The sequence below is a fragment of the Caldicellulosiruptor obsidiansis OB47 genome, from assembly GCF_000145215.1.
GTDB lineage: Bacteria > Bacillota > Thermoanaerobacteria > Caldicellulosiruptorales > Caldicellulosiruptoraceae > Caldicellulosiruptor > Caldicellulosiruptor obsidiansis.
On sequence record NC_014392.1, the window covers coordinates 153,934 to 168,537 of the forward strand.

The following is a 14,604-nucleotide window of genomic DNA, read 5'->3' on the forward strand; positions in this document are numbered from 1 at the left end:
ACATGATATGTCTGAAATACTTAGTGATAACACTGTGAGTTTTATCTGAACTATGAGGGATGTAAACTAGGTTCCGCTTCAAGCATACTCACTAAATGCACTAAGTTTTATCTGAACTATGAGGGATGTAAACTTACTTAAAACCTTACCCTCTAATCCTTTAATATACGTTTTATCTGAACTATGAGGGATGTAAACTTCTCTTCACGTATAATGTCTTTTAAGCACAGGTAAGTTTTATCTGAACTATGAGGGATGTAAACTCAGAACTATATGCATTAAGCCAGCGTTGCATAGTAGGTTTTATCTGAACTATGAGGGATGTAAACAAAGCCGTTTCTGTTGGATAATACGCTGAGTAATAAGTTTTATCTGAACTATGAGGGATGTAAACCAAATTTCTCTACATGTAACCTTCACTGTCTACCACCGTTTTATCTGAACTATGAGGGATGTAAACGTCAATGGGTTTACTAACCTTAACCAGTTTGAACCTTGTTTTATCTGAACTATGAGGGATGTAAACGGTTAACTGTTATGTATAATGGTCCTTTAGGATATTTGTTTTATCTGAACTATGAGGGATGTAAACCCTTATAACCATTCTTCTCACGCGGAACAAACACATCGTTTTATCTGAACTATGAGGGATGTAAACACTCTTTAAACAGTGCTTTCATAAGATTTTCGGCATCGTTTTATCTGAACTATGAGGGATGTAAACTTGCACAACCTTCAGCCCATCCCATCCTTAAGCTTTGTTTTATCTGAACTATGAGGGATGTAAACGCACTTAAGGTTATAGGTATGTTTACTACTGGAATAGGTTTTATCTGAACTATGAGGGATGTAAACTTCTCTTCACGTATAATGTCTTTTAAGCACAGGTAAGTTTTATCTGAACTATGAGGGATGTAAACTCAGAACTATATGCATTAAGCCAGCGTTGCATAGTAGGTTTTATCTGAACTATGAGGGATGTAAACGGATATATTTTAATAAGGGTGATGGATTTAAAGAGAGTTTTATCTGAACTATGAGGGATGTAAACATTCTCCATGCAACCCGCCATTAATTTAATAAATTAAGTTTTATCTGAACTATGAGGGATGTAAACAGTTATGTACCGTTGTTCATAGACCAGCCCGAATAGGTTTTATCTGAACTATGAGGGATGTAAACATAAGGGGTAAGAGATATAGATTCGGGAAGTTTAAAAGTTTTATCTGAACTATGAGGGATGTAAACAAACGACAACGTATGTGGAGTATACAGGAAATGGTAGTTTTATCTGAACTATGAGGGATGTAAACGCGACGCTAAAAGGTTGACAAGGGAATCCTGCACAAGTTTTATCTGAACTATGAGGGATGTAAACGAGGCTAAAATCTTTATCTCCATCAGAAATCTGGCCCGTTTTATCTGAACTATGAGGGATGTAAACACATGGCGATAGGTAAGTTCGTGGCTGGTGAGGCTGGGTTTTATCTGAACTATGAGGGATGTAAACGCTCTGGAACGGAGCTGGCACTGTGAAGGTGGTTATTGTTTTATCTGAACTATGAGGGATGTAAACTTCACCGCCGTAATGGTCACGGTGCCAGCAGCGCCAGGTTTTATCTGAACTATGAGGGATGTAAACTTCCAGTTATGCAATCTATATTGCCTAAAGCTCTGATAGTTTTATCTGAACTATGAGGGATGTAAACTCTACTATCATCTCTTCTGTTCCTTCAACCACATCAGGTTTTATCTGAACTATGAGGGATGTAAACGATTACAGACTTTTGGCACAGATAGAATGGTACGATGGTTTTATCTGAACTATGAGGGATGTAAACTGTGGGGATTGGGAAGGTGTTTGTCAAATTGGTTATAGTTTTATCTGAACTATGAGGGATGTAAACAAGGGAGAGCTGTTCAGAGACACAGCAAAATTTCTCGGTTTTATCTGAACTATGAGGGATGTAAACATCTCAAGACGCTTTTATAGTCTGTTGCTGTATCTGGGTTTTATCTGAACTATGAGGGATGTAAACAATTAGAAGAAATTAATAGAGAATTATCAAATTTAGGTTTTATCTGAACTATGAGGGATGTAAACGTTAGAAGACGCAGAAGAATATTAGAACTGTTACAGGGTTTTATCTGAACTATGAGGGATGTAAACAGAATAAAGAAAAACAGGGAGAGCTCAGGAGTCTGTGTTTTATCTGAACTATGAGGGATGTAAACGAGACAGTTGCAGGAATACTTGTAGGATTGGGTGTTAGTTTTATCTGAACTATGAGGGATGTAAACTAGACATAGTGTAAAAGAATTATATCATTCTTTAGAGTTTTATCTGAACTATGAGGGATGTAAACCAAGTGTTACTATCATTTTCATTAGCCCCCAATTTAGTTTTATCTGAACTATGAGGGATGTAAACTCTATCAATTGTTGGTCTGCTTTTGGAATATTTTTGAGTTTTATCTGAACTATGAGGGATGTAAACAGGTTTGCGATAGCAAGAACTTTTGTAACAGAACAAAGTTTTATCTGAACTATGAGGGATGTAAACTTAATTCTTGATTTAATTGAGTATAAAAGACGATAACAGTTTTATCTGAACTATGAGGGATGTAAACATGATAAAAGTTTTGGGAATAGATGCTTCATTAACCAAGTTTTATCTGAACTATGAGGGATGTAAACAAAAAATAGTCTTTGTAATAAAACTTTCTTAAGTGAAGTTTTATCTGAACTATGAGGGATGTAAACTAAGCTTTTAGTTTCTGAAGAGGTGGAATTTTCGTTGGTTTTATCTGAACTATGAGGGATGTAAACGCGTGTTCGTGTATAATGTCTCAAAACCTCGTCAATTGGTTTTATCTGAACTATGAGGGATGTAAACGAAAAGGACAAAGAAGCTATCAAACGTAAAATAGCAGTTTTATCTGAACTATGAGGGATGTAAACACAAGCGAAAAAAGCACATTCGAGTGTTATGGACTAAGTTTTATCTGAACTATGAGGGATGTAAACTTGCTCGCACTGACGATGAGATAGCGGCGGCATATGCAGTTTTATCTGAACTATGAGGGATGTAAACTCAATGGCTAAAGGTTTTATCTGAACTATGAGGGATGTAAACTCAAAATTTACAACAGACATTTTCTCTTCTTTCTTCTCGTTTTATCTGAACTATGAGGGATGTAAACGCACAAAAACTGTGGACTACACTTTTTAAATCATTAAAGGTTTTATCTGAACTATAAGGGATGTAAACGATACTATTCGAATGCACAATAAAAAACTTATTTTAGTTTTATCTGAACTATGAGGGATGTAAACTTGAGAATAAGGATAATCTAACGAAGGGGTAACACCAGTTTTATCTGAACTATGAGGGATGTAAACTCTCTACAGGAAATAATTTCATTAAATTATTCATAAAGTTTTATCTGAACTATGAGGGATGTAAACGCGTCTGTTATGGTTTATGCAAGGAAGCTTCTTTGTGTTTTATCTGAACTATGAGGGATGTAAGCCAGGGTTTTGCATTTGGAACGACTTGCTCGAAATAGGTTTTATCTGAACTATGAGGGATGTAAACTTTTCTTTTCATTTGTGGATTATACTTAATTACAAACGTTTTATCTGAACTATGAGGGATGTAAACATGACACAAATTCAAATTTTGCAACAAGCAATAAACAGTTTTATCTGAACTATGAGGGATGTAAACTCAAGCACATCGTTGTTTGCTTCTCTGACACTATAAAGTTTTATCTGAACTATGAGGGATGTAAACGAATTCCAATTATCTGGGTTAAATATATTGTTTTTAAAGTTTTATCTGAACTATGAGGGATGTAAACAAGAACGTATCTGTCTGTCAATCATTCTGTCAAACTGGTTTTATCTGAACTATGAGGGATGTAAACGATTCACCTTTTCAGGGTATAGACGCTGGAGTAATAAAGTTTTATCTGAACTATGAGGGATGTAAACAAATATGCCCGTCTTGGAGAAAAGTCTTTCATTTTTAGTTTTATCTGAACTATGAGGGATGTAAACTTTATAGATGTATTTTTCATAGTACAGATATGCAACAGTTTTATCTGAACTATGAGCATTCCTGTAATGAACGAAAATGAGTGAAAATGACGAAAAATGAGATTTGAAAAGATAAGGTACCTCCTGGTAAAATACAGAATGTAAGTTGTACAACTTACGACAAAACACAACAAAGGAGGTACCCTCTTTGAAGTATACACAAAATGAAAAGATATTACAAGTAACAGAAAAAACTTTAGTTGTAGGAGTAGACATAGCGAAGGAAAGGCATGTTGGAAGAGCATTTGATTTTAGAGGAGTGGAGCTTGGCAAGAGAATAGAGTTTGAGAATAGAAAAGAAGGTATGGAAAAATTTTTGGATTGGGCAAATAAGATAATGAAAGCCAATGGCAAAGACAACATGATAGTTGGGATAGAACCTACAGGGCATTACTGGCTGTGCTTTGAGCAGTACTTAAGAGAGAATGGCATAAAAGTGGTTTTAGTGAATCCTTTTCACGTAAAAAGGAGCAAAGAACTCGATGATAATACACCAACAAAGAGCGATATAAAGGATCCGAAGACGATAGCGATGCTTGTGAAGGATGGAAGATACACAGAACCAAATATACCCGAGGGTATATATGCTGAGATGAGAGTAGCGATGAACATATATGAAAGGCTACAAAAACAGCTGAACGTTTTAAAAAATCAAATAATCAACTGGCTGGATATCTATTTTCCAGAGTTTTTAGAGGTATTTTCTGATTGGGAAGGCAAGGTAGCGCTATTGACCCTAAAAGAGATGCCATTGCCAAGTGATGTAATAGAAAAGGAAGTAGAAGGGATTATAGAGTACTGGCGTGACAAAGTAGATAAACGTGCGATTAGTCGCAGGAGGGCGATGGATTTAGTAGAGACTGCTAAAAGGAGTATAGGTAAAAAGAAGGTAGAAAGCTGGCAAGACAAGAGATAAAATATTTGCTTGAAGAATATGAGCTTTTAAAGAAGCAGGTAGAAGAGATAGAAGGTGAGATGGCAGAGCTTTTGAAAGATGTGCCGAATGGTGATAGGCTGCTTGAAATAAAAGGTGTTGGTGTAAAAACAGCAGTTGGGTTTATTTCTGAGGTTGGAGATATAAGGAGGTATGAGGATGCGAGACAGATCCAGAAATTAGCTGGTCTTAATATAATTGAGAATAGTTCTGGCAAGTACAAGGGGCAGACATGTATAAGCAAAAGAGGGCGAGGGCGGCTTCGAAGTAGTTTGTTCAGGGCCATGATTACAATAGTAGCAAAGAATGAAGAATTTAAACAGCTGCACATGTATTACACAACGCGGCAGAACAATCCATTGAAGAAGAAGCAATCACTGATAGCGCTTTGCTGTAAGTTGATAAGGATATTTTATGCGATTTTGAAAAAAGGGATAAGGTATGATGGTAATAAGATGTTGAGCGATATAAAGAGAGAGACATTAGCAAGAACAGCGTAAAAGAATAAAAAGATAACTTGAGAAATCTTAGTTTAAAGTAGGAGCAATAGTTTGAGTGATTCACATCTGAAGGGGTAAAAGTTTCTTAGCTTTGCGAATGGAATAAAGTCATGTCAAGAAGCAAAGCGCCCCTTTTGGTAGGAGTTCAAATCATAGAGAATGTGTTGAGGGTAAGAAGTGAAGGAAAAAGGAATTAAATGATTTTTTATAGGTAGATTGAAAAATGAGAGCGGGTGGTCGGAGTACATCCCCCATAAGGGCGAAGACCCTGCATACGAGCATAACCGACTTCCACGCCATGGTAGATGGGACGAAGGAATTGAGGGCAAATAAGCAAAGACCCTGAGAGACATGAGAGGGTAAACGCCATGGTTATTGTGGGTAAAAACCCGCCGTAATATGGTAAAATATCTAAATTAATACAAAAAGTAGGTTGAGTTTAATCTTCGCATGGTAGAATAAAGCAATAATAGCAATATCAAGAATGATATTATTTGTTTCGATAGCGAAATTTAAAGAAATCGAGAGATATTTTGAGAAAATCAAAGATACATTGAGAGAGGGATGTAAACTGAAAACAAGAAAGATTTTAATATCAAGCCTTTGAACAGTTTTATCTGAACTATGAGGGATGTAAACTTCTTCAAAGCTTGCTGAAGTTCTTGAACTCTCTTATGTTTTATCTGAACTATGAGGGATGTAAACTCAACTTTAAGTTGCTGTAACAACGCCTGTGCTGACGGTTTTATCTGAACTATGAGGGATGTAAACACAAGATTTTAATGATTGATGCTGTTATTCCGGATGAGTTTTATCTGAACTATGAGAGACTTGTCAAGAATTTTGTGTCTCCAATTTATAACGTAAATTGTAAAGTTGGGTTATGTTGTTAATGCATTTTCTAATACTGGGAACTCCATTTTTCCATTTTGTACGGCGTAAGTTCTCTCGCTGTAAGTAAATATTAATTTCTAAGACACAGGCAGCTTAAAGTATCCACCTGAATTTACTTCTTGCCTTCTCAATCATGCTATTTACACATAAAGCGGTGTTTGTAGAAAGAGATTTCTTAATTCCTCAGGGTATTTCATATGGACAGAATAAAACTCTGCTTTTTCTGATATTGCAGCAATAAAATCGAGGATATTTTGGAAGGTATCCATCTCAAAGTTCTTTAAATTTCAGTACAGCTCAATCAAAAAATCGGAGGAAGAAATTCTAAGTTTGTTCTTAACTCTTGTTAAAAGCGGAAAGCTTTATCTTTTGTCATATGTTTTCTGCTATTTTGTTGGAGGTGGACAAAAGCAAGCTAAAGGTCAGCAAGAGGGTAAGCAAGTTTGACAGCATCTATAATACCAGGAAAGTCATCGCTTATGACAATTAAAACTTCTTTAAGACCTGTTGTAATTAAATCGTCAAAAACTTTCATCCAGGTAAGCCTTATTTTCTTTGCCGAAGAAAGGGCAGAATACCAAAAATATCTTTTTTACCTTCTAAGTCGATGCCGAGGACAACATAACAAGTAGCTTGTTTAACCTTAGAATGATCCTTAACTTTACTTTTGAATAACTATCGATGATAAGAGCAAAAGCACTTGCAGGTAAGTTCTCTTTGTTTGGGAAACTCAAGCTCATTTTTAAGGTCTTCTTTGATTTTTAGTATTTCATTTTCGGAATATGGAAGATTCAAAGCTTTCAAAGTTTGAACAAGGGAACGCTCAAGAATAACCATTGGCATACTTGCGACATAAGCAGGTAAGTAGGAAAACTATCAACTCTTTTGTAGCGGGAAGAAGAGGATAGAAGGTCGGAAATTGGAAGTAGCGTGTGCGAGGGACAGAGATTTCAAGACTTGAGGCAGGTGTTGCAAGTTTTGTTTCAATAAAAACCATTGCCTTTGTCATTGTCATTTTTAGCAAGGTATACTGCTCTTTCCGATAACATAAAGCAATCGAGCAAGTTTTACTTTTAGTTGTTTTAGAGCTGGGCGGTTAGGATCATCACAGGAAGCAATACATATTTAATACTTGCTTCTTTTGCCATGTTTTTAGCAGTCTCAATAATTTCGTTTTTATTCATTCTTAAGTAGCCCCCTTTGATGATTATTTCAATACTAATTATACAGTGGACACAATTTTATTTTAACTCCCGAAATTATCTGGGATAATAAAAAGTTTTGATTTAAGAGTAGAGGAAGCTATCAAGAATAATTTTTCGTATCAAGAGTTTTTTGAGATATTGATAAATGATGAAGTGAGTAACAGGAGAATAAACAGTAATCAAAAGAGGATAAGCAAAGCGAGGTTTCCATGGCACAAGACATTAGAGGAATACAATTTCAGTTATCAGCCTTCGATAAATAAGAGGTTTATATACAATTTGGCGACCTGTGAATTTGTCCACAAGAAAGAGAATGTGGCTTTCATAGGACCGCCAGGGACAGGGAAAACACATCTTGCAATAGCAATAGGACTTAAAGCTGTAGCACTTGGATATAGAGTTTTGTTTACCACAGCAAACGAGATGTTAGAAGAGATGTATATTTCAAGGGCTGATAATTCGTATCAACAAAAGTTAAAAAACTATGTTAATGTGGACCTTTTGATAATAGACGAACTGGGTTTGCGGAAATTTAATCAAAGCAGTGTAGATGATTTTTATGAGATAATATCGAAGAGGTATGAGAGAGGATCGATAAATAATAACTACAAACAAGGTATTTGAAGAGTGGCCGAGGATATTTTATGATCCAGTTTTAGCGACAGCGATTTTAGATAGATTTGTACATCACTGTCATTTTGTAGTTATCAAAGGTGAAAGTTATAGGATGAAGCAAAGAGAGGGTGCTATAAAAGCTTTAACAGATGATTCCAAGAATGAGTCAAATCAGTTAGATAATGATAATTAAATTTTTTTGAAAACAGGTGGGGAAAAAATATTATCAAAAGTGGGGAAAAGGTATTGACAATAACAGGTTGGTAGTTTACTTCAGATTACTATCGATGAAAAATATTGGTGCAGGGCTATCATTACAATGGATGAAATTAAAGATAGTATTTAGAAGAAGTATTAAGTTGGGTAAATATATCATATCCCAAAAATTTTTTGTTAGAGAGGTTAAAGGTGATGAGAAGAATAAGAATAAAGTCGAGAGTTGTTGTAACTGCAGCTTTCATTATAATTGCAGTTTTGCTTGTTGTTCCTGTAATTGTATGGTTTTTAAAACCTGCAATTTTGCTAAATATGTGGATTGTTGATAAAACAGTACCCCAGAATGATTTTAGAGAACACGGTGGGCTATTCTGGATTTTCAATTTTGAAAAAATAAAAGATAAAAATCAAAATCCATATAATCTAAAAAAAGACTATTTCGGATTTCATCCCGATTCAAAAAATTACAGAATAAGAGATATTGGTTTTAAGGATATACAGCAAAAATATTATCCAGATATAATTTATCTTACAGATGCCTATGGTGTGTACAAAGACGATTTAAATAAAAATTCAAAACTTGACACAAAATCTGAACTTATATATGGTGGAATAACTAAAAACGACCTTTTATATATCAATGCAAGTCTTAAAAATAATATCCTGGTAGGGGAATTTAATATATTCCAGTATCCTACTGAAAAGGCTGTGTCTGAAAGACTTCAGGATATTTTTGGGGTAGAGTAGACTGGTTGGTATGGAAGATATTACTTGGATTTGAGCAAGGGGATTGAAGTACCAGATTTTATTGTTGAACTTTTTGAGAATAGATACAAAACAAAATGGAATTTCAAGGGACCAGGCATTATTATTTTGTCTGAGTCAGGAGATATTGTGGTTTTAGAAAAAGGGAAGGATTTTTCAAAAAGACCTATTACAATAGAGTTTTATAAGAATTACAGAGATTATTACAATGCAAGCAACAATGTTGCCTTTTATTACTGGTTTGAGATTGTAAAACCAAATGGTGCTCAGAAGATTGCAGACTTTAAGTTGAATCTCACACAGCAAGGCAAGCAGCGACTGAAGAATTTAAATATACCCATGATATTTCCTGCAATTTTGAAAAATGGATCAAACGAGTATACTTCATATTATTTTGCAGGAGATTTTGCTGATTTTAAAATAAAAAATGGTGTATATTTTTACAACATAGCAGACAAACTTCATCAAATATTTACGTTTGAAAAGAGTGGTTTTCAGGACGCATTTTACTGGAAGGTATATGTACCTGTAATGAAAAAAATTATAGCTGAGGCAAGCAAGAAAGAAAATATTCAGAAAGATTTGGTAGAAAAACTTGCTAATGAAGATGGTCTTACTTTAAAGTCAAGTATAAAGAACAAGGAATTAGTTATATACGATGAAAACAAATGGGAGAAATTCTTTATAAAAGGAGTAAATTTGGGTTTGGCACTTCCTGGTAAGTATTTTACACAGATGCCAGATGACCCGAATATATATTACCAGTGGTTCAAGATGATAACAGATATGAATGCAAACACAGTAAGGCTTTACACACTTGCACCACCGGAGTTTTATCAAGCTTTGAAAGTTTTTAATCTCAAAAGTTCCAAAAAGGTGTATCTTCTGCAAGAAATATGGCCTGACGAAAATGTGCCTGATAAAAATTATTTCAACAAATCATATACTGAAGAATTTAAAAAAGAGATAGAACATGTTATTGATGCACTGCATGGCAATGCTGATATTCCAAAAAGAACAGGTAGGGCATATGGTAAATATAATTTTGATGTTTCAATGTATACAATTGCAATACTTCTTGGAAGAGAACTTGAACCTGATGAGGTTATTGAAACCGACAGAAAAAATAATATTAACGAATATAGTGGCAGATATGTAAAGGTTAAGGGGAGTCCATCGGAAGTTTGGCTTGGTATGTGTTGCGATTATGCATTTGAGTATGAAACCAGAAAGTATTCAATGCAACACCCTGTTGGTATAGTTTCTTGGCCGACTCTTGACCCGATTAACCATCCGTCTGAGTTCAACGCTCAAGGTAGGAAGGATTTAGAATACAACGACAAAGCACAGATTCAAATTGACGATTTTGACATTGGTGAGAAAAATAAAGCGGGGTTGTTTATAGCATATCACATATATCCTAACTACCCTGATTTTATGAATAATGAAGAAAAGTACAAGTCATATAGAGATGAAAAAGGGCAATTTTTGTATGGTGGATATTTAAGGGAACTTAGAACAGCTCATAAAAAGTTTCCTATACTTGTAGCAGAGTTTGGGCTTTCAACCTCTGTTGGGGTAGCTCATAAAAATCCAGACGGATACCATCACGGAGGAATTGACGAAAAGACACAGGGGGAAGGAATTGTAAGGATGATGAAAGTAATCAAAAAAGAAGGTTATATGGGTGGTATAATTTTCGAGTGGATGGATGAGTGGGCAAAAAGGACATGGATAACAGAACCTTTTATGATTCCATACGACAGACATGTTCTGTGGCACAACAAGCTTGACCCGGAACAAAATTATGGGATTTTAGCAAATGAATCTCTGCCTCCGGATGAAAAAGTGAAAGTTTCAGACAGCAAAAGGGTAAAAAATATAGAGATATCATCCAATCCAGAGTATTTGTACTTAAGAATTAATTTAAGTAATGAATTTTCGAGCCGTACAAGTCTTTTGGTTGGTATTGACACATATGACAGGCAAAGAGGAGAGTTTGTTGTTGTCCAGAGTGATAAAAAAATAAATCTTCCAACGGGTATAGAATTTTTATTGAAGATATCCTCAAATGAAACAAAACTTCAGGTAATACCAAATTACAATTGGGCGAAATCAAGGTATTCATCAGTAAAATCTTATTCAGGGAAATTTGAAGATATCATTTTTGAAATAAACAAAGAAAGAGTTACACAGGATGGTAAAAGAATACCTGCAATATATCATAACTTTAGTATACTTCCAAAAGGTAAATTCGACGATTCTAAAAGTACATGGTATATAGATAAAAACACTGTTTTTGTTCGTATACCATGGGGACTTTTGAACGTCTCTGATCCTTCAAGCAGGACTGTTTTGGATGATAGCAGAACAATTTATCAGCCAGGAAGGGATATGCTAAAAACATCAAAAACAGATAGTTTTGTATTCTATTTTATACTACTTCAAAATGGAAAAACTGAAGATGTGTTACTAAAACAAAATGAAAAGCTTATAAGTTTTCCGCTAAGTAAATGGGAGGATGTCAATTTTTCCTGGCGACTTAAAAAGAGCTACTATATAATTCAAAAATTTTTTTGCAACAATTAAGTAGGTTAATGTGATTGTAATTAAAAATATTACTGACTTTTGCAGATGATTGAAATAAAAATAGCCTGCAATTCTTTAGGAAGAAAGGATTGCAGGCTATTTAGTTTTAGCAAAAAGTCATAGTGGAAAATCACTTATTTGTTTCACCTATGTAGTCTGTATTTTAATATTCCAAAGTCCTTTATAATGTTTATTATCTTCTTCGGCAATTTTTGTACATTCTTACAAAAATAGCATAGTATCCTTCAAATTCTTCTTTTTTTTAGTTATCTCTACGAACTTCTTCAAATAAACCATAACCTAATCGTGTTTTTGCACCTATGCCATAAAAGTTTAAAGCGGTTTTTATTATGTTTTTAAAGATTTTAAAATTATCTTTTTCTAGTAATTGGATTAGCTCAAAACATATGCTTTTTGTTTCACATGTGCTTTTTGTTTCAAAAAATTCTACTAACTTCTCGGCCCGGTGTTTGTCATAAAACACAATGAATTTAAATTCAATTCCTGGTTTGACTGCTAAGAAGTTAACAGGTTGTGGGTTGTACCAGTCCCCAGCTGGATTGTTTATAGGATTGCTGTAATAATCAGGGTAATGGGAATTTATTATATCTAATTCAAATATAGAGGTTAATTCCGATAGATTTTGAGGATATGCATCTAAAAATGTAAATAACCCTTCAAAATTCTTTGTCCCAAATATAAGTTTATATAGTAAAATTCTTTTATTAATATCGCTAAGATCTAATAGTTTATAGTTTTCAAAATAAATGTCTTCATTATATAAGTTTTGGAAAACATATTTTGCTACTTCATTAATTTCGTCTTGAGAAATTTCTTTTTGAGATTCTTTTTTATCATAGTTATTTAATATTAACGAAACTATTTCCCAGAATGCAGCAGCCTTACATCCACCTTTAACAGCAGAAGATGGTATATAAGGAATTCCCCAAATATAATCAAGAGTTAAGGATGTTTCGAATACATGTTCAGAACCTAAACCAACAACGAGTCTTGATATATTTTTCATATTAATATCAATAACCTTTAAAAAGTGATTAGCAAGCAAGTATTCTTCAATACTTTTCAATTTGTAATTTATTTGATTTTGAATAAGAGGTAATTTTTCTTTTGCTTTGCTAATAGAAATTGATTGTAAGTATACTTTTTTGCTTTTTTGATTTATAAGATCAAAATTTTTATTTTTGCGTATTTCAAAAGAAACACCTTTTAAAAAAGCAAGTGAAAAGTTATCCCACTCTGCTATAGCTGAATTTAACTGCCGATTTGCTTGTTGATCACTTTTCAAATTTTTACTCTTCTGTTGTTTTGACATCTTTTATTTCCACCTCAACAATTCTTTTTAACCAATTAGCAAGTTTAAGAACTTCGGAGGTTTTAAAAAGAAGATCTTCATAATTTTCTTTAGTTAAATATTCAATTAAATCAATATTTTGTAGCTTGTTTGAAAACCAGCCATTTATGATATTATAAACATTTTCATTAGATTTTTTAAAAAATACTAAGGTTGCCAGAAGACCATTATTGGTTATCATAGCAGGAAGTCTTCTTATATCAGATTTAAACTTTAAAAGTTCATCACTTTTATCTAATTTGATTTTATAGCTTGAAATTTCATTGAAACAAAACTGAGCCATTTCTTGTTCTATGCTTTTTATATTCATTTAGCTATCTACCTCCTGATTATCCTTGGAGTTTTGAAGTAGCTTTTACCTTTACAAAACCTCTTCCAAGAGTTGAATCTGCACCAAGTTGAAGAAGTCCATTGTCAAGTAGTTTTTTAAGTTGATTTATAACATCTTGAGAAGACAAATACCTGTCTTCACATTTTTCTCCAGCTGCTTCTTTTAATATGTTTAACTTTTCGGTGGAAACAGAACTACCCAATTCTTCCCAATCGACAGATGATAATTTCAATTTGTTGTATAAATCATTACCAATACCAAAAAACGGGTCGGTTGAAAAAATAAAACCGTAAAAAATACTCTCTGAAGGCAAAAGTTCTTCAGTAAATAGTGCTTTATCGTCAACAACACCTGTTATTTGGTCTATTCTTATTCGAGTTCTAATTTCAACAGCATATTTAACAAAAGCTGAAAAAATATTGTCTGAAACTATTGCTAATCTCTTTTCAAGTTCTTCTGTGAGTGTATTTGTTGGGAGAATTTCTTTAAAAAAGCCAATAATTTTATCATTGCTTACAACTTCTGATGAGAATTCAAATTCTTCCAGCATTACTTTTTCTGAAGAATTTTTTATACAGCTATTTTCATCAATCAACACTACTTTGTTTTGAGATATAGGAGTTTCTATAGAAGTAATCCACTCATTTATTGCTTTTAATATATCAGGATTATCGCATAAAATACCAGTATATTCCATTTCTTGGATAAATCTTTTTATAACAAATGGACAGGTTAACCAAGCAAAGATGCCGTTTGCTGAACGCACAGGGTAAAAAAGTATTTTTGCATCAGTAAAGCTTATACATGATGCAACTAAATTATCAGAAGATTCTTCTGCCTCAGAACCAAAGATATATAAAAGTTTTGTTTTACTCCATCCGCTTCTCAAAGCTTTATCTCGGGCAACACCTTTGATACTGCTTGACCAGATAACAGGGAAGTCTGTGTGTTTTTCTCTTTGAATTGGCAGGTCTACGTATGATATACTTTGTCCAGAACCCATATGTAGAGGAGTTTCACAATAATATGTTGCCAAGATTACATCTTTGAACATTTTACCACTCCTTTAATTTTATTCTCTA

At 33.8% G+C, this 14,604-nt stretch carries 5 protein-coding genes, 3 pseudogenes and 2 CRISPR repeat arrays (1 of these 10 only partly in view); of the genes and pseudogenes, 4 read left to right on the forward strand and 4 right to left on the reverse strand.

What is annotated here, in order from left to right; genetic code table 11:
* Positions 1–3,095: direct repeats of the CRISPR family, unit length 29 nt; unit sequence GTTTTATCTGAACTATGAGGGATGTAAAC (it extends 8,591 nt beyond the left edge of the window).
* A gap of 79 nt (positions 3,096–3,174) precedes the next feature.
* Positions 3,175–4,062: a CRISPR direct-repeat array (repeat unit 29 nt; unit sequence GTTTTATCTGAACTATGAGGGATGTAAAC).
* A 187-nt stretch (positions 4,063–4,249) separates the two neighbouring features.
* A pseudogene (locus COB47_RS00610) lies at positions 4,250–5,535 on the forward strand (IS110 family RNA-guided transposase).
* 834 nt (positions 5,536–6,369) lie between these two features.
* Here COB47_RS00610 and COB47_RS00615 read toward each other — a convergent pair.
* A pseudogene (locus COB47_RS00615) lies at positions 6,370–7,613 on the reverse strand (IS256 family transposase).
* Positions 7,614–7,697: 84 nt separating this feature from the next.
* On the opposite strand from COB47_RS00615, the pseudogene istB reads away from it, so the two are divergent.
* From istB to COB47_RS00625, 3 genes and pseudogenes are all read left to right on the forward strand, one after another.
* A pseudogene (gene istB, locus COB47_RS00620) lies at positions 7,698–8,442 on the forward strand (IS21-like element ISCsa9 family helper ATPase IstB).
* Positions 8,443–8,660: 218 nt separating this feature from the next.
* Positions 8,661–9,212 (forward strand): hypothetical protein, encoded by a 552-nt coding sequence (locus COB47_RS12405; RefSeq protein ID WP_237698935.1) that lies wholly within the window; start codon positions 8,661–8,663, stop codon positions 9,210–9,212.
* Between the two features lie 24 nt (positions 9,213–9,236).
* Positions 9,237–11,819 (forward strand): hypothetical protein, encoded by a 2,583-nt coding sequence (locus COB47_RS00625; RefSeq protein WP_237698936.1) that lies wholly within the window; start codon positions 9,237–9,239, stop codon positions 11,817–11,819.
* A gap of 262 nt (positions 11,820–12,081) precedes the next feature.
* On the opposite strand, the gene cmr6 is transcribed toward COB47_RS00625, so the two are convergent.
* The 3 genes from cmr6 to cmr4 are packed head-to-tail and all read right to left on the reverse strand — an operon-like array spanning position 12,082 to position 14,576.
* A complete protein-coding gene (gene cmr6 / locus COB47_RS00630; protein WP_013289500.1) occupies positions 12,082–13,152 on the reverse strand; it encodes a type III-B CRISPR module RAMP protein Cmr6 in 1,071 nt (356 codons plus the stop codon).
* Positions 13,130–13,501: a type III-B CRISPR module-associated protein Cmr5 gene (gene cmr5, locus COB47_RS00635; protein ID WP_013289501.1), complete on the reverse strand. Its 372-nt coding sequence runs from the start codon at positions 13,499–13,501 to the stop codon at positions 13,130–13,132. The genes cmr6 and cmr5 overlap by 23 nt, the downstream gene beginning before the upstream one ends.
* 19 nt (positions 13,502–13,520) lie before the next feature.
* Positions 13,521–14,576: a type III-B CRISPR module RAMP protein Cmr4 gene (gene cmr4 / locus COB47_RS00640; protein ID WP_013289502.1), complete on the reverse strand. Its 1,056-nt coding sequence runs from the start codon at positions 14,574–14,576 to the stop codon at positions 13,521–13,523.
* Between the last annotated feature and the right edge of the window lie 28 nt (positions 14,577–14,604).

Excerpts from the sequence above, each read along its gene's own strand:
- COB47_RS12405 (WP_237698935.1), top strand. The coding sequence starts at position 8,661 with ATGAGAAGAATAAGAATAAAGTCGAGAGTTGTTGTAACTGCAGCTTTC.
- cmr6 (WP_013289500.1), bottom strand. The coding sequence starts at position 13,152 with ATGTCAAAACAACAGAAGAGTAAAAATTTGAAAAGTGATCAACAAGCA.
- cmr5 (WP_013289501.1), bottom strand. The coding sequence starts at position 13,501 with ATGAATATAAAAAGCATAGAACAAGAAATGGCTCAGTTTTGTTTCAAT.
- cmr4 (WP_013289502.1), bottom strand. The coding sequence starts at position 14,576 with ATGTTCAAAGATGTAATCTTGGCAACATATTATTGTGAAACTCCTCTA.